Genomic DNA, 17,425 nt, shown 5'->3' with positions numbered 1-17,425 from the left:
CTATAAAACTCCTTCCACTAAAAGAATTAGCGCTTGTAATTCAGCACGTTTCTCCTCAATTTCAAGTGTTGGCTCCGCATCTTCAATAGATTGTAGTACGCGCTGCCAATTTTCTTTTTCGCGTTGCCACTTTTTCAAAAATGCTGGCGATTGACGTAGCAATAATTTAGGGCCAAATAAAATATCCGAAGTTGTAAGCTCCATTGGTCCTCTTTGTAAAACAAGAATTTCGTAAATCTTATCGTCCTCCTCTAAAATATCTTCATCAAGAATTGCCCAATTATTAGCTAATGCCCATTCGCGAATTACTTTTGCATGAATATTTGGCTGTAAAATCAGACGTGTGACACCTTGTAAGCTTTGCGGATGCTTCTCTAAAATTGACACAATAAGTGGACCACCCATACCGGCAATTGTTACTGTATCTACATGATCTGATGCTTCCACAGCAGCTAAACCGTCTGCCAGTCTCACTATAATTTTTTCTGTTAAGCCTTCTTTTTTCACTTGTCCTACTGCTGATTCAAAAGGACCTTTGACAACTTCTCCTGCTACTGCGCTAGTAGCAATCCCTTTGTGAATTAAATAGCATGGTAAATAGGCATGATCACTGCCAATATCCGCTACAACCGCACCTGTTGGAACAAATTTTGCTACTGTTTCTAATCTTTTTGATAATTTTTGTGCGTTCATGTTAAACCGCCTACCTTATATAGAGTCCATTCTAGTATGGATGAAGTTGCTCAAAAAAACAAATGGAGTTGTCTCAAATAGTGAGCAACTCCATTATCATAACAGAAGCTGTACTAAAAGCGTAAATACACTTTAAGTACAGCCACTTTTCAAAACTATTCTAAAGAAGAAATGTACTCAGCGATTGCTTTAGCTTCCGCTTCATTTTTCATTCCTGGTGTCATTGGTGTGCCTGGAATACCGTTTGTTAACACATCCACGATATGCGCTTCATCTAAACCGTGTAAGTTTGGACCAACGCCACCTGTTAAGTCACCACCGTGACAACCGATACAAGTTTGTACTAATGCAGAACCATCATCATTAGCTTCTGTAGTTTCGCCGCCACCCTCGTGTTCAGCAGCAATTTCTTTCTTGTTATCTGCGCCTTGTAAAGACATGAAGAAAATAAGACCAATACCAAATGCCAGAATCAAGATGTAAGGAACGACTGGATTGTTTTTCATAAGTTTCCCCTCCTCATTAATAAATCTACTTCTATTATAATATAGAATCAGTCAACATCTAATATTGTACTGCATTAAACAGGAAACGAAAAGCCCCATTCGCTAAGTTTTCCTTTGTTTGTAACAATTTCGACATTTCTGCAGAAATTGGATAAATCAAGTCTTGTTAAAACCAATATTTAGACTTAAAGAAAACCTTTTCCATAGATAAATTATTATACTTCATGCAACTATTTTGCCACCCCAAGACCATTCATATACGTAGAACGCTAAAAATAATTTCTTCTTGTTAAATGTGTAAACTTTATGTTCACTTGAGATGATAACAATTGTCTAAATAAGTTATACTGTTATTTAAATATAGTATCATTCTATGTTTTTTCAACAGATTCCTACAAAATATACTTTTCTAAAAAAGTCATACTGCTATATTAAAAAAATAAAATAGCCCCATATGAACAAGAATAATCATAGGTGGCTATTTTAATTTACATAAAATTATACAAATAATAACTAATTAATGCCAGCAATCCTAGCACACCGGATATAGTGAAATAAAGTAGTTTCATTTTTATACCTGATATTAGCCATACACAACAATTTGCTGCTATAAAGGCGAATAACGCCATATTATTGCCATTAAAATATGTAGTATACATGCGAATTGATAAACTAAATAACAAAATAGCAGCGATAATATGCAATATGGGTGCCAATAAGTTATTTTTGTTTGCAACTCGGAAAGCCATTATGAATAATATAATTGCAGTGATGGCCACAATGCCTGTTAAAAAAAGCAGTAAGGTCGTTACTGTAAAATAAAAATACAATAGCACCATTATACCCAAGCATAATCCCAATAAGAAAAGCATCATCTTTCTTTTTTCTAAAGGCAATACTGCCTGCTTATGAGTTGCTGACTCTAGTTCCTCTATATCATTTCCCTCTGCATAAAGAGTCGCTAAAAAGTCACAATAGTGCTCTGGTAAAAGCTTATTTTGCTTCCAAAACAATATCTCATTTAAAATAATTTTTTTCCGTGGATTTGTCATCGTATATTCTCCAAACATTGTTTAATAATGGTTGTAGTACAATTTTATCTCACTACGAATGAAAGAGCATCTGTAAAAAGTCGCAAAAACATAACTTTTAAACCTTTCAAATTATACATTTTTACTACAAGATTGAGTAAATGCCTTCAATTATTAATAGCAAATTATTATTTCAACTATAATTAAAAACCCCGCCAAATGATTTGACGGGGTTTTCTAGCGTAAGTGTATTCAGTTTATATTATTATTCTAAGAAATCTTTTAAACGCTTACTACGTGAAGGGTGGCGTAATTTACGAAGTGCTTTTGCTTCAATTTGGCGAATACGTTCACGTGTTACACCAAATACTTTACCCACTTCTTCTAATGTACGTGTACGACCATCATCTAAACCGAAACGTAAGCGAAGTACATTTTCTTCACGATCTGTTAATGTATCTAATACGTCTTCAAGCTGTTCTTTTAACAATTCATAGGCTGCATGATCAGAAGGAGATTGAGCCTCTGAGTCCTCAATGAAGTCCCCTAAGTGTGAATCGTCTTCTTCACCGATTGGCGTTTCAAGAGATACAGGTTCTTGCGCAATTTTTAAAATTTCACGGACTTTTTCAGGTGTTAAATCCATTTCCTCGCCAATTTCTTCTGGAGAAGGCTCACGACCTAAATCTTGTAGCAATTGACGTTGCACACGAATTAATTTATTAATGGTTTCTACCATGTGCACCGGGATACGAATTGTACGTGCTTGGTCGGCAATGGCACGTGTGATAGCTTGACGAATCCACCATGTAGCATAAGTTGAGAATTTAAAGCCTTTGCGGTAGTCGAATTTCTCAACTGCCTTAATCAGACCCATATTCCCCTCTTGAATTAAATCAAGGAATAGCATACCACGACCAACATAGCGTTTGGCAATCGATACTACAAGACGTAAATTCGCTTCTGCTAAACGTTTACGCGCTTCTTCATCACCTTGCTCGATGCGCTCCGCTAAAGCAATCTCTTGCTCCGCAGAAAGTAAGTCTACACGGCCAATTTCTTTTAAATACATGCGTACAGGGTCATTAATTTTCACGCCTGGTGGAACGCTTAAATCATTTAAATCGAACGTTTCTTCATTAGCTTCTTCTTTCATTAAGCTTTCTTCTTCAAACTCTTCTTTGCCGATAATTTGAATGTCTTTATTTTTTTCAAGATCTTCAGCGAAGTGGAAAACTTCTTCATTTTCCAATTCATAAGGCAATAATTTCTCTGAAATTTCTTTCATCGAAATTTCACCTTCTGTTTTCGCCTTTTCTTGTAGTAATTTTTTTGCTTCATCTAATGTAATTTCTACTTCTACCTCTTTTGAACGTTCAGACTTGTCCGCCATAAACCTTCCTCCTTCTAAACAACCGAATCGGGTTAAATCGCCGATAACGATTTTCTTAAATGAATAATCTGTTGGGCGATTTCAAGAGCACGTGCATACTCGTGCATCTTCTCCGCTTCCTTTGACTCATGCATCTTTTGATGAATTTCTTGTTCAATTCTATATTTTTGAAGCTGTCGGATAGAATCGGTAACTTCTGACTCAGCTTGGTCAGGGTCACGCTCCACTAAAGCAGCTTCCATCACAATTTTGCGTAATTCAGCATCATCTAGAATTTCTACAAAACGCTGATAATCTGGATGTCCATATTCTTCATAAAATCCTACCAATCGTACAAAAACAGCCATATAGGCATCTCGTACAAAAGGCTCTTTTTGTTCACTACGTAATACCCTGTCCACTACATCTATATTATGAAGCATATGAGCCAGTAATAAACGTTCGGCACGTTCGGCTGCGTCCATAGGCTTTTGTTGCTGTGTGACTGGCATCGAAATCGAAGGTGGTGTTGGCATGTCCACTTTCGCAGAACGTACTTGATTTGCTTCTAGTTTTCGGAATTGGGCATAGATTGCTTCTTCCGAGACCGCTGTTTCATTCGATAGCTGTCGGATATACAAATCTCGTTCAATCGGTGAGGAGCTACCCACTAATTGTTCAAGCACTTCTTGAATATATTGAAGCGTATCATTTTCAAACTGAAAATTCTTATTTCGTCTAGCATGCATCATCATAAAAGCAATATACGCATGTGGTTTTTCCAAAATTTGTTCCTTAAAAGCCTGTCCACCTAGACTTTGAATATACTCATCAGGATCTTGTTTATCTGGTATAACCGCAATATTTACTTTCATGCGCTCTGTTTGTAGTAACTGCGCCGCTCTTTTCGCTGCATCAAATCCAGCATTATCACCGTCATAGCAAATCGTAACTTGCTCTACTAAGCGTTTTAGCTTTGTGATATGCTGATTCGTCAGCGAGGTTCCCATTGTTGCAACGGCATTTGTTACGCCAACTGAAGTTGCAGCCAAAACATCCATAAAACCTTCCATCAACACTACTTGACGATTTTTTCTAATAGAGGTTCGTGCTTTGTCTAGGTTATAAAGTACTTCACTCTTTTGAAAAATTGGTGATTCTGGACTATTTAAATATTTTGCCTCTTCGCCGGTCGATGACAAGATTCGTCCTGAGAAAGCAATAATTTTACCGTTCTCATCACGAATAGGAAACATAATACGCCCTCGAAAACGATCAAAATAGCGTTCTTCCCCTTCACGTTTGATCACAAGACCACTATCAGCGATTTCTTGTAAGTTATAACCTTTTCTTTCAAGCAATATCGTTAGTGCATCAAAGCTTGGGAGAGACCATCCAATGCTATTAGATTCGATAAGTTCCCTTGTAAATCCTCTTTCTAGCAAATAATTTAAAGGCTCTTCCCCATCTTCCGTATTTAGCAGTAAATGATGAAAGAAATCTGCTGCAAAAGCATGCGCTTCTTTCATCCTTTCTTCCGCTTTTGAAATCTTGGTTGTTGCCTCTGGTAAACTCGGGCCTACATCTAGGTGCATACCAACACGTTCACCAAGTTTTATAACGGCATCCGGGAAAGAAATCCCTTCGATATCCATGACGAAAGTAATAGCATTACCACCTGCTCCACAACCAAAGCAGTGAAATATCTGTTTATCTGTAGACACAGAAAAAGATGGCGTTTGTTCTCCATGAAATGGACAGAGACCAAACCAATTGCGCCCACGCTTTGTCAGCTGCATATATTCGCTGATGACATCCACAATATCTGATTGTGTACGAATCTGCTCAATCACTTCTTCTGGTATTTTCCCTGCCAAATTCATCACCATCTTTAATTTTCGTTCTAGAACACAATTCGCTATCCGTTTTAAAAATCCTTTATTTCTCGACAAAAAAATAGGATTTTTCTCTTTATAAATATTTTTACCACAATTTTATTATTATAAAACAAATTTTAGTATTTATCTATACTATTTTCAAAAGCGACTCAAAAAAACCGCCTCTAATAACCCGAGGTGGTTTACTAAATTTGGTTACTTATTTACCTAGCAAGATATTCAACAATAACATTTGCTGTTTCTTCAACCGCTTTATTCGTCACATCAATAACTTTGCAACCGATTTTTTCAACAACTTTTTCAAAATGTTGTATTTCATCTAAAATGCGTGCATGTTGTGCATAAATGGCATCGTCATTTAATCCTAAAGTCATTAATCTTTCTTTTCGTATCGAGTTTAATTTATCAGGTGAAATGACCAAGCCAAAACATTTTTTGGGATCAATTTTTAATAATTCTTCCGGCGGCTCTACCTCTGGAACTAATGGGACATTTGCCACCTTATAACGTTTATGTGCTAAATACTGTGAAAGAGGCGTTTTAGATGTACGTGAAACACCAACAAGAACAATATCCGCTTGCAATAAGCCTCGTGGATCTCTACCATCATCGTATTTTACTGCGAATTCTATCGCCTCTATTTTTTTAAAGTAATCATCATCTAGTTGGTGCACAATGCCTGGTGTCTCTAATGGTATTTCTTCCATAAAAGTTGCCATCGTCTTCAACGCTGGTCCTAATATATCTACAGCATGAACTTTTTCTTTTTCGCATAGGTCATGCACCAATGCTCGCATATCTTGGCGAACAAGTGTATACACAATAAATGCCTTTTGTTTGGCAGCGAGGCTGATAATTTTTTGAACAAGTTCCTCTGTTTGAATATGTGGAAAACGCCGAATAATTGTATTTTCCAAGCCCGGTCGGAACTGGCTTATAACCGCTTTGGCTACTTGATCACCAGTTTCGCCGACTGAATCAGATACAACAAAAACACGTAGTCTTTTCATGCTGTTCTCCTTCTACGTTTAGACATTTTGCGCAAGCGATAAGAAGGCGCGTGTAATGGTCGTTTTCGTTAAACGGCCTACAATCGTCAAGCCACCCTCTTGAGGTTCAATTACCGGCAAGGAATCTACTTCTCGTTCTATTAGCTTATTGGCCGCTACAACTAAAGAATCTGATCTTTCACAGTACGAAATATTTGGCATGCGTGTCATAATAATATGTACAGGAATTTTATTTAAATCCTGGGTGCCAATACTTGTACGCAGTAAATCTTTTCGAGATAGAACCCCTGTCAAAAATTCGTTCTTATCGACAACAAATAAGGTTCCAACATCCTCTGAAAACATGAAACAAATGGCATCATATACCGTCATTGTTTCTGGAACCACAACTGGTCCTGAGTGAAAATCTTTTACTTTTAAATTATTAATGCTATCCGTTAATGTTACGGAAGTTTTTTTCCCAGAATAAAAATAGCCAACTCGTGGTCTAGCATCTAAAAAGCCAGCCATTGTCAAAATTGCTAAATCTGGTCTTAAAGTCGCTCTTGTCAGATTGAGACGTTCTGCAATATGCTCCCCTGTTATTGGGCCGTTCTCTTTCACAATTTGTAAAATGTCTTCCTGACGTTTGTTGAGTTCGATTGGACTCACCGCCTCAAATCTAATAGTGTTATACTTATGCTCAATTATTATATACTATTTTAATGGTTATTGCGAAGAAAAGAATGACATGCTACAATATTGACACATACGCTTGCTCTAAATGTATTTTCGAGCAATCTTGCGTTATACAGGCGATGATAGGAAAAAAGTATCTGTTCAACATTTAGCGAGTAGAAGATGGTGAAAGTCTACGCAGTAGCAGAGAAAAGGCACTCCTTGAGCTAACTTTTTGAAAAGAGGTTTTAAACATCCGTTTAAAACAATCAGGGTGGAACCGCGGGTATTAGCACTCGTCCCTGGGCATTATTTGTGCCCGGAGACGGGTGCTATTTTTTATTTAGCTCATGCTAAATGAAAAAACTGCAACAACGCATATGACGCTCTTGCTAATGCAATTCGTCATATCAACACTTTTACTTTTCATTACTATGCAAGGAAAATTACAAAGGAGGCTATTTTTATGGCTAACAAATCAATGGAAACAATTGTATCTTTAGCGAAGCATCGAGGCTTTGTCTTCCCAGGTTCTGAAATCTACGGAGGCTTAGCAAACACTTGGGATTATGGTCCACTTGGTGTTGAGTTAAAAAATAATGTGAAAAAAGCTTGGTGGCAAAAGTTTGTCCAAGAATCAGAACATAACGTTGGGATTGATGCGGCAATTCTTATGAACCCAAAAGCATGGGTAGCATCTGGTCACGTTGGTAACTTCAACGACCCAATGGTAGACTGTAAAGCTTGTAAAGCTCGTCATCGTGCAGATAAAATCATCGAAGATGCGGCATTAGCCAAAGGTGATGAAATCATCGTCGATGGTATGACATTTGAGCAAATGAAAGAAACAATGGTGAAATACGATGTCGTTTGTCCTGATTGTGGCAAAGCGGATTTCACTGATATTCGTCAATTCAATTTAATGTTTAAAACGTTCCAAGGTGTAACAGAATCTTCTACAAACGAAATTTACCTTCGTCCAGAAACAGCACAAGGTATTTTCGTTAACTTTAAAAACGTACAACGCTCTATGCGTAAACGTACACCGTTTGGTATTGCCCAAATCGGTAAGTCTTTCCGTAACGAAATTACACCAGGTAACTTCACATTCCGTACACGTGAATTTGAACAAATGGAGCTTGAATTCTTCTGTAAGCCAGGTGAAGATCTTGAATGGCATGCATATTGGAAAGAATTTTGTAAAAACTGGTTACTAAACTTAGGCATGAAAGAAGATTCTATGCGTCTACGCGACCACGAGGACGATGAATTATCACATTACTCTAACGCTACAACAGATATCGAATTTAAATTCCCATTCGGTTGGGGCGAACTATGGGGTGTAGCTGACCGTACAGACTACGACTTAAAACAACATATGGAACATTCAGGTGAAGATTTCACTTATATTGATCCTGTGACTAACGAACGCTATGTACCATATTGTATCGAGCCATCTTTAGGTGCTGACCGTGTAACATTAGCATTTTTATGTGATGCCTATGATGAAGAAGCGTTAGAGGGCGATGACAAACGTACAGTATTACGTTTCCACCCTGCTTTAGCACCATTTAAAGCAGCCGTTCTTCCACTTTCTAAAAAGTTATCAGATGAAGCGGCAGATGTATGGTCAGAACTACGCAAATCATTCCCGGTTGATTTTGACGAATCCCAATCAATTGGTAAACGCTACCGCCGTCAAGATGAAATCGGTACACCATTCTGTATCACATACGATTTTGATTCAAAAGAAGATGGTCAAGTAACTGTCCGTCACCGTGATTCAATGGAACAAGTTCGTATGCCAATCGCTGATGTAAAAGCGTATATCGAAAAGCATCTTCAATTTTAATTAAATATTTTTGTCAAAAGCTAAGCGGCAAGAGAAAAAGTGTTAGATTGAACGCAATCAATCTAACACTTTTTTCAATGTCGTTAATGACTGCTACTGGGTTGCTTTCAGCTACATATGTCAGCCGTAACATTTGGCTAGCACGTTTGTTACGGCTCACCGCTCGCTATTATTACAACAATTAATTGTATGTAACGCTTTTAAACGCTTTATCGCCGAATGGACTGTTAATCTATGGAAGGATAGTAATGTGCCTTTATAGACGACTCCATAAATTCCATAAGGAGTAGGAGAATATGTTAAAACTTCTTCTCTATTTTGCAAATCTATTATATTAGCTTGAATGCCCAGTTTATTTGCACCTTCTACAACATTGTCCGTTGCAATATCTACAAATGGGCATTGCGGTGTACGAAATATCGTTAACGCTTGAAATGAAGACAGACGCTCCTGCCAATCATTCGGAAAATAGGGATCTGGTGCATTTCCAAATTTATTGACAAGCAATTCAAATCCGTAAGGTGCGTGCGCTATCTCTTTAAAATGATGCTTTAAAAAAATCTCCTTATTTGGGACCCATGATGTATCTGGGTTTGTAATAACAATGACCCCTACCTTCTCTTGTTCCTTTGCATCTTGTAGACACCTATTGATTAATTTAGAGGCATAGCCCTTGTTCGTCATACTGACCCATAAACAATGTATTACCATATAGTTTTCCCCAAAAACAACTCGTGAAGAATATTCAATTGGTATATATTCAATAAACCCTGCTTCCTTATGACCTTCCATTATTTTCACATATTTTAAACCTTCTTGAAATCTTTGATGGAGCCAGTTATGTTTATTGATGTATCCTGGCGCATTGACATTACTACGGAGACAAAAACATCCACTTTGAGAAATATTATCGTCGCTTAATTCAACAATTGTTTCAGTTAGCATTCTTACTCCCCCCTTTAAAGACTAGCTTTTCATCCATTACCATATTTTTTAAATAATTCCTTATATAATAGCATAAAAACCAAATCAAATTTTGATTTGGTTTTATGGCTCTAGGCTTTTAATGATACAAATAAACGCTCCTGCATTTTTTCTTCAAATAAAAACTTTTTCATATTCATGCCAACTAAGCTTACTAATAATTCTTCGATGTCACTTAAGGAGTAATAGAGAAATGTGCCTTCACGCATTGGGCGAACTCGTTTTTCTGTCATTAATTCTTCCTCAATAAAATAAGCCGTATTGACCCCGCAATGGCCCATCAATTGTGTAATATGATGCTCATTGCCTGGATTGATAAAGCACGGCACAATCTTATCGATATACAAAATACTCTGAACAAGTTTAATAAAAAAATTCTCGCGCAAAGAGGTTTCGACTACTAAAATTGTTGTTTGCTCATGCTGATAATCCATATACAGAACATTTAATTGCTCTTCTAAAAGCTTCTTTAAAATATGAATGGAATTTTTATATTTCTTCATATCGGTTTGAATTTCTCGTGTTAGTAGCCGTAAAATACGATAGGCTGGTAGGAAGATTTTTAAAACAATTTCTTTTGGATGTAAATGGTCAATTAATCGATTAAAATAGATTTTTAATGTCTTTTCATCATTACGTATTAACTGTTCGATAAATAAATTAAAGATTTCCTCAAAGCTATTGGCGCGATAATCGATCATTTTGACAATTTTTACACTATAATTTAGAGGTAAATTCATGGACGTTTGTTCATCTAATAACTTTACTTTCGGTAATGTTGGAAATAAATCATAAACAAGCTCTACTTGTGCACTACGAAGATCAGATAATAATACAATTGAGTTAACAGGATAGATTCCAAGGCATTCAACAAATTTATGCATAAACTGTTCATTATATAAATGCCGATCGCGATATAATACTGCTAAAGCATCTGTTGCATTATACCCAGAATGATAAACCCTCTTTGAAGTCATTGCCGAATAAACATCAATAATTTGTAGAAGCTGGACACCATCACTCATATCATCTGCGCAAAGTTTGTTCGGATATCCTTTTCCTGCAAAACGTTCATGATGATCACGCGCTAAATAAGCAATATCCGCTTCACCATTTTCCACGAGGAGCTCATAGCCTTTTGTTGTATGGGTTTTAACAAGTTCAAATTCTTCTTCGGACAGCTTTCTTTTTAAGGTTAATATTTCTTGCGGAATATATAATTTGCCGATATCGTGAAATAAATAACCGCGTGCCAGCAACTCAATATTTGTTAAACCTAAATGACGTGCAAAAATTGTGCCAAGTACAAACACATCAAACGAATGAACAAAAGAATACTCATCCCAATCTCTTAAACGGATGAGCAAATCGTAGCGATGTTTCTCTTCTAAAATTCGTTGAAAAACCCCTTTGACAAATGCCGTGTCCTGCATGCTTTTTAAAATTTGACCATACCGTAATTCATGTACAACATTTTCTAATGTTGTCATAAACAAATGATTGATTGCTTCTTTATATTCATCTACTTGTTCTTGTTGCTCCAAGAGAGGCGCAAATACATCTTCAAATTCCTGTGCGCGTTGAACACTTAAATCATGAACAATCCTTACTGAATCTGTTGATATATAAACTGATAATTCCTCTACTTTTCTCAATTTCAGTAATGCTATAATTCTTTCAGTTAAAACTAAGTCTTTTTTAGCTAATAAGCGATACTCGAAAAAAATATCTTCTGCTACTATATCATTGGCTTCTATTTCTTCAATACTTAATGTCACTTTTTTTAGCATTTTTTCAGCCACACACGCCTGATTACTGCATCATGTGACCTCCCTCCCTTTTCATAGGACTGCATTAATCTCATAACGTACTATGTTTACGTTTAGCTGAATAGAGGCTTGGCTATTATAAATATGGTTTAAATTATTAATAAAAATTGTATTTTCTCTACCTTCATTTTGTATATTTATACAAACATAGCAATTTATATTTTTTCTGTATCTTTACAATATCATAGGTTAAAATGCCTTTTCAACTAGTATATGGGATTGGAATGATTAGTTAATACTATGAATATATTATAAACTATTTTAATAATGAGCCCTTTGAATCATTAACTTATTTATAAACATATTGATCGTACATAACGAATTAATTCTTTTATACTATTTCTGTAAATTTCAAACTCTATTTTTACAAAAAAATAGTTATAATTCCGCCGTTATACCTTATGGTGAAAAAAATAAAAAAATTCTTACTTATTCCTTCATTAGTCATTATTCTACTCATTTTTTCCTAGTTAAAATACTTTTTCCAAATTATAGTGGTTAAAATTCCCTCTATTCTCAGCTACAACAATTTGATATAAATAAATTATTATAGTTAATCTTTTATGTTAAATTGCATTTTTTTAACATTACATAGTAATACCAACCCATTCGCAATCAATCGTCCGGAAGCTTGAAACTGTACATAGGAAGGATTCTTTACTAAAAAAAGCAAGCTATAAAAATGTATATCTATTCTTTGGAGGAAACAACTTGAAATCACATCGTTTTTATCAAATGGTTCTGGCTGCAACACTTGCAACGAGTGCTATTGTCATCGCACCACCAGCCCATGCAGCAACTTCATTCCCCGATGTTAATCCATCTACAGAGGAAGGAAAAGCAATTATTAACCTAGCAGAGCGTGGGATTATTTCTGGCTACCCAGATGGCACGTTCAAGCCCGCTAATTTTATTACCCGTACACAGGCAGCAAAAATTTTAGCAGGCATTTTGCATCTTGATACGGTTCATGTAAAAAACCCACACTTCAAAGATATTACGCCGAATAGTGAAAACTATGGTGCAATTGCTGCACTAGCTGAAGCAGGTATTATCCGAGGATCAAATGGTTATTTCAATCCAACAAAACAAATTACACGTGGACAACTATCTAAAATGATTGTTAAAGGATTTGATTTAACAATTACTGATGATGTAGAGATTCCTTTTACTGATGTAGTAGCAGGTAGTGAATATGAGCCCTATATTCAAACATTGTTTGCTAATAACATTACAAAAGGTACAACACCTACTACCTTTGGACCACAAAGCTATGTGAAACGTTCACAACTTGCCTCTTTTGTAGTGCGTGCTGAAAACACTCAAAATAACGTAACTATCTCTGCTAATCGTTATAACCAAGACTATATTTTTGCTTCATATGGTGGAATAGAACCAGCAGAGGATATTTTCACTTGGGATGACGAAATGGACTTGACTGATTCAGTTACCATTAAGCCTTTAAAAGAAGGTACAGGTAAATTAGTCATTACTGGTTTTAGCGAAGAGACGGAAGAGTTTACGGATATCTTTTTCTTAGTTCATGTAAAATCTGTAGATGGCAAATTACAAACAACACTTGAAGAAGTGAATGAAGCAGATTATGTAGAAAACCTTCCGCTTAACTTAAGCGAAACGGATTTAACATTTACACCAACTGAAGTAAGTATTCAAACTGAAGATGGTTCAGCATTATCTTCTAACGACTATGCATTTGAATCAACTGATAATGCGGCTACATTATCGATTTTTAAAGAAGGACAATACTTATTAACATTTACGAATGGTACACAACAACAAGTAATGGCAGCTGATGTCTATACGTATGACTTTGTACGTAGTATCGACCTTTACGAAATTACTGATCAACTAACATTTACAAGTGATTATTTATCATTTGAACCAGTTCAAGTTGCATTAGAAAACTTAGACGATAGCTCTGATCCTACACACAAAGTACCGGTCAAAGCAGTAATCGAAGGTAATAAATTAAACGTAACACCTTTAGCTGAAGGCAATGCCGTATTACACGTAACTGGCAAAAATGGACAAACAACTTATTTATATGTTGAATTTATGAAAATTGCCGGTAAGTGGGCTACTTATTACGATTTATATGATGATATGGATGCAAATTAATTACTAATAGAAAATGCCAGCGGACTAACATTAGTTGTCCTCTGGCATTTCTGTTTTGTCTGGATTAGCTCTTAATTGTAACTCTGGTGTTCTTTCTAATTGCTCTATAAATTTTTTTGTTTTAAAACGAATACCCGTTTGTTCTTCATAAATGGTTGTAATAATTTTTTTGATAAAATATTTTGTTTCTTTTTTCAATTCTAGTTTACCAATTTGATCGATTGGTACAGTATAAAACATGCGAATTAACTTTAGCTGTGTTGGTGTTAAGCGAATAATATATGGGTCGTGCTGATAGCAACGGTGGCATAAGAAACCTCCTTGTGCAAAGGAAAAGGCAAATTCACCATCTACCGCTCCACATACAGCACATGCATGCAGTATCGGTTGTACACCTGTATAGGGAAGCATTTTCCACTCTACAAAAAGTGTTATCGCTTCCGGATCATAGCCATCTTCTATCGCCTGTAGTGCTTGTAGTAGAACTTCGAATGCAAAAGGCTCTGCTTTGCCCTCTTCCACTACACGTTCGATTAGTTCCATAATATAGCTTGCATAGGCTGTCGCGTTAATATCCTCGCGTATATGACGCATGGAGTTTAGATGCTCTCCTTGTTGCAAAGTACCCATACCAGTATGATGCTGTACCATAAACATGCCATATGTAAAGGGCTGTGTCACCGCAGATAATCTACTCGAAGGCTTTTTCGCCCCTCGTGCCATTGTTGCTACCTTACCAGCCTCTCTTGTTAGCAATGTGACAATTTTATTCGATTCTCCGTACGCACGAACTTTTAATACTATGCCTTCCCACTTATAAAGCATTCATTCCCCCTCCTTTTCTGCACGTTTTCCAAGAAAATAGAGCTCCCCAAATAGCATTTGGACAGCTCCTTTTTGACTATTTCACATTGAATGATAATCATAATGAATGACTGCTCGTCGTCGCCCTTGCATCCAACTTTCCGATGCTACATAAAAAATGTATGACAGACGACGGGTCATTCTTTGATTCTGCTAATGTTTACATGTTTTTTGAATAGAAGTGTCTATTAATATTCATCATCGCGGAAACCGAAATCACGAAGATGTGTCGATTTATTACGCCAATCTTTTTGCACTTTTACCCATAGTTCTAAATAAACTTTAGAACCAAGTAGCATTTCGATATCTTTACGTGCACGAATGCCTACTTCTTTCAGTAGTGCTCCTCGTTTGCCTATGACGATACCTTTTTGCGAATCACGTTCCACAATAATTGTTGCCGCTACACGGATTTTACCTTCATTTTCTTCATCACGACGAATTTTATCAATCACTACAGCGATCGAATGCGGTATTTCCTCACGCGTTAAATGTAACACTTTTTCACGAATTAACTCTGAAATAATAAAACGTTCGGGGTGGTCTGTTACTTGATCGGCAGGATAATATTGTGGACCTTCAGGTAAATATTTAGATAATGTTGCCAGTAAGTTTTCAACATTATTCCCTTGAAGTGCTGAAATCGGCACAATTTCTGCAAAGTCATAACGTTCCTTATAACTCTCAATAATACCCATCAATTCATCTGGATGCACTTGGTCGATTTTATTAATGACTAAAAATACAGGTGTCGTGTTGCCTTCGAGCAATTCCAAAATAAACTCGTCGCCTTTTCCAAGCTTTTGCTCAGCGTTCACCATAAACATAATAACGTCCACTTCACGTAATGTATTTTTCGATACTTTTAACATGAAATCGCCTAGTTTATGTTTTGGTTTATGGATACCTGGTGTATCAATAAAAATCATTTGGCTATCATCTGTTGTTAGTACGCCTTGTACTTTGTTTCGTGTTGTTTGTGGCTTATCGCTCATTATGGCTATTTTTTGACCAATGACCCTGTTTAAAAATGTCGACTTCCCGACATTTGGTCGTCCAATAATTGAGATAAAGCCTGACTTATAGCCAGTATTATTTTCCAGCATTCTCTAAATCCTCCGTCGTAAATGCAAACGGTAGTAACTCGCCAACTGACGTTACCGTGACATCACCTTTTAAATTTGTTAAATAGACCGGCATAGATGGTGCACAAAATTCTACCATCACTTGACGACAAGCACCACAAGGCGCACAAGGACCGTCCGTATCGGCTACAATGGCAATTGCCTCAAAATCATAGACACCTTCTGATACTGCTTTAAAAAACGCCGTACGCTCTGCACAATTAGTCATACTATAGCCCGCATTTTCAATATTACAGCCGTGGATAACTTCTCCACCTTTTGTTAAAAGTGCCGCCCCCACTTTAAATTTTGAATAAGGAACATATGCCTTTTCACGTGCTTTTTTTGACTCTTCTAGTAATGCTTGCATATCTATTTTCATCTATGCCAATTCTCCTCTTCATATAATTCAGTCATACCCGATTTATAGGGTACTAAATCAATTACGCCTTGGCCTCATTGTGCCCAGACTTTTTCGAGCTTGCTATAAAAATGTTGCTCTTTAAAAATCTATGACATCCGCTGGTGGCATTTCTTGATTTAGCCAATGTTTGAAGCCTTACTGCATGTTAAGTGCATAGTTGGCTGTCAACCACACATAATGTAGTAAAGAATTTCTGCTAAAAATCAAGTTAAAACCATTTTGGTATAAAGATTAGTAAACCGATTATAGCACTGAATACCGCAAATACAAGCACCGCGCCCGCTGCTATATCTTTTGCTTGCTTTGCGAGCGGATGAAGTTCTGTTGACGCTAAGTCAACAACTCGTTCGATTGCGGTATTCACCATTTCAAGCGCAAACATCAGTGCTATTAATAATAGCACAATAAACCATTCAACTCGCGATAAACCTGTGAAAAAACCAGCAATTAAAACGATAATCGCACTAATTAAGTGGGATCGAAAGTTTTGTTCTTTCCATGCTGTTAATATCCCTTCAAAAGCATATCCAAACGAACGTAAATATTTGCGTAAATCCATTTAGTCACGTCCTAAGCCGTAAGATTGTAAAATCTCCTCTTGCTTGCCGAACATCACCTTTTCATCTTCTGGTACCATATGGTCATAACCTAGTAAATGCAAGAAGCCATGGACAGCTAAAAAGCCTAATTCACGCTCAAAAGAATGTCCATATTCCTCAGCTTGTTCCTTTGTACGATCCGTTGAAATAATAATATCTCCTAAAATACGTGGCATTCCTTCAAACGTAACTTCCATTTCTCCTTCGCCTAATTCCTCTAAAGCAAATGAAATCACATCTGTTGGTTGGTCTTTTCCGCGATAGTCTCGGTTAATTTCTCGGATAGCTTCGTTGGTCACAAAGGTTACGGATACTTCCGTTTCCGGTTCAATGTTCTCCACTTTAGCAGCATGTTGTAAAAGCTTTTCTACAAGCTCCGTATGCTGTGCTGTTACTTCATTTGTTTCATCTGTAAAATCAATCGTTAAAATCATTAGTGCCTC

The 17,425-nt window shown here is 36.6% G+C and carries 16 protein-coding genes; 2 read left to right on the top strand and 14 right to left on the bottom strand.

The annotated features are described in order from the left end of the window. The 7 genes from ACIQXI_RS02705 to ccpN all read right to left on the bottom strand — a co-directional run bounded on the left by ACIQXI_RS02705 (window position 1) and on the right by ccpN (window position 7,161). Window positions 1-693 (bottom strand): tRNA (adenine(22)-N(1))-methyltransferase, encoded by a 693-nt coding sequence (locus ACIQXI_RS02705; RefSeq protein WP_402921424.1) that lies wholly within the window; start codon window positions 691-693, stop codon window positions 1-3. Window positions 694-848: 155 nt separating this feature from the next. Then, complete coding sequence (gene cccA / locus ACIQXI_RS02700) at window positions 849-1,199, bottom strand: cytochrome c550 (RefSeq protein ID WP_402921422.1); 351 nt, start codon at window positions 1,197-1,199, stop codon at window positions 849-851. Window positions 1,200-1,687: 488 nt separating this feature from the next. After that, window positions 1,688-2,251, bottom strand: a complete 564-nt coding sequence (locus ACIQXI_RS02695; RefSeq protein WP_402921420.1) for a hypothetical protein — start codon at window positions 2,249-2,251, stop codon at window positions 1,688-1,690. A gap of 244 nt (window positions 2,252-2,495) precedes the next feature. Beyond that, window positions 2,496-3,623 (bottom strand): RNA polymerase sigma factor RpoD, encoded by a 1,128-nt coding sequence (gene rpoD, locus ACIQXI_RS02690; protein WP_172772072.1) that lies wholly within the window; start codon window positions 3,621-3,623, stop codon window positions 2,496-2,498. 32 nt (window positions 3,624-3,655) lie between these two features. Beyond that, the gene (dnaG, locus tag ACIQXI_RS02685; RefSeq protein WP_402921419.1) at window positions 3,656-5,491 is read right to left on the bottom strand and encodes a DNA primase; all 1,836 of its coding nucleotides are present in this window, start codon (window positions 5,489-5,491) and stop codon (window positions 3,656-3,658) included. Window positions 5,492-5,703: 212 nt separating this feature from the next. After that, on the bottom strand, window positions 5,704-6,510 hold the full coding sequence (locus tag ACIQXI_RS02680) for a pyruvate, water dikinase regulatory protein (RefSeq protein WP_402921417.1): 807 nt from the start codon (window positions 6,508-6,510) through the stop codon (window positions 5,704-5,706). Between the two features lie 18 nt (window positions 6,511-6,528). Beyond that, complete coding sequence (ccpN, locus tag ACIQXI_RS02675; RefSeq protein WP_024363022.1) at window positions 6,529-7,161, bottom strand: transcriptional regulator CcpN; 633 nt, start codon at window positions 7,159-7,161, stop codon at window positions 6,529-6,531. 472 nt (window positions 7,162-7,633) lie between these two features. Here ccpN and ACIQXI_RS02670 point away from each other — a divergent pair, with 472 nt between their 5' ends. Continuing rightward, window positions 7,634-9,019 carry a glycine--tRNA ligase gene (locus ACIQXI_RS02670; RefSeq protein ID WP_402921416.1) on the top strand — a complete coding sequence of 462 codons (1,386 nt, stop codon included), beginning with the start codon at window positions 7,634-7,636 and terminating at the stop codon, window positions 9,017-9,019. Window positions 9,020-9,175: 156 nt separating this feature from the next. Here ACIQXI_RS02670 and ACIQXI_RS02665 read toward each other — a convergent pair whose 3' ends face one another. Together ACIQXI_RS02665 and ACIQXI_RS02660 are read right to left on the bottom strand one after the other, a co-directional pair. After that, the gene (locus ACIQXI_RS02665) at window positions 9,176-9,964 is read right to left on the bottom strand and encodes a GNAT family N-acetyltransferase (RefSeq protein WP_402921414.1); all 789 of its coding nucleotides are present in this window, start codon (window positions 9,962-9,964) and stop codon (window positions 9,176-9,178) included. A 110-nt stretch (window positions 9,965-10,074) separates the two neighbouring features. Continuing rightward, window positions 10,075-11,793 (bottom strand): HD-GYP domain-containing protein, encoded by a 1,719-nt coding sequence (locus tag ACIQXI_RS02660; RefSeq protein WP_402921413.1) that lies wholly within the window; start codon window positions 11,791-11,793, stop codon window positions 10,075-10,077. 750 nt (window positions 11,794-12,543) lie between these two features. On the opposite strand from ACIQXI_RS02660, the gene ACIQXI_RS02655 reads away from it, so the two are divergent. Beyond that, on the top strand, window positions 12,544-13,971 hold the full coding sequence (locus tag ACIQXI_RS02655; protein ID WP_402921411.1) for an S-layer homology domain-containing protein: 1,428 nt from the start codon (window positions 12,544-12,546) through the stop codon (window positions 13,969-13,971). Window positions 13,972-14,001: 30 nt separating this feature from the next. Here ACIQXI_RS02655 and recO read toward each other — a convergent pair whose 3' ends face one another. The 5 genes from recO to ybeY all read right to left on the bottom strand — a co-directional run bounded on the left by recO (window position 14,002) and on the right by ybeY (window position 17,416). Continuing rightward, window positions 14,002-14,796 carry a DNA repair protein RecO gene (recO, locus tag ACIQXI_RS02650; protein ID WP_402921409.1) on the bottom strand — a complete coding sequence of 265 codons (795 nt, stop codon included), beginning with the start codon at window positions 14,794-14,796 and terminating at the stop codon, window positions 14,002-14,004. A 227-nt stretch (window positions 14,797-15,023) separates the two neighbouring features. After that, window positions 15,024-15,941 (bottom strand): GTPase Era, encoded by a 918-nt coding sequence (gene era / locus ACIQXI_RS02645; RefSeq protein WP_402921407.1) that lies wholly within the window; start codon window positions 15,939-15,941, stop codon window positions 15,024-15,026. Further along, window positions 15,928-16,341: a cytidine deaminase gene (locus ACIQXI_RS02640; RefSeq protein ID WP_402921405.1), complete on the bottom strand. Its 414-nt coding sequence runs from the start codon at window positions 16,339-16,341 to the stop codon at window positions 15,928-15,930. Before ACIQXI_RS02640 ends, era begins: the two co-directional genes overlap by 14 nt. A 250-nt stretch (window positions 16,342-16,591) precedes the next feature. Further along, window positions 16,592-16,942 carry a diacylglycerol kinase family protein gene (locus tag ACIQXI_RS02635; RefSeq protein ID WP_402921403.1) on the bottom strand — a complete coding sequence of 117 codons (351 nt, stop codon included), beginning with the start codon at window positions 16,940-16,942 and terminating at the stop codon, window positions 16,592-16,594. Further along, window positions 16,943-17,416 carry an rRNA maturation RNase YbeY gene (ybeY, locus tag ACIQXI_RS02630; RefSeq protein ID WP_402921401.1) on the bottom strand — a complete coding sequence of 158 codons (474 nt, stop codon included), beginning with the start codon at window positions 17,414-17,416 and terminating at the stop codon, window positions 16,943-16,945. Window positions 17,417-17,425: the final 9 nt, after the last annotated feature.

The sequence above is a fragment of the Lysinibacillus sp. NPDC097195 genome, assembly GCF_044762075.1.
Taxonomy (GTDB): domain Bacteria; phylum Bacillota; class Bacilli; order Bacillales_A; family Planococcaceae; genus Lysinibacillus.
Note: the sequence above shows the minus strand (reverse complement) of the source record. Positions and strands in the feature narration are given on the sequence as shown.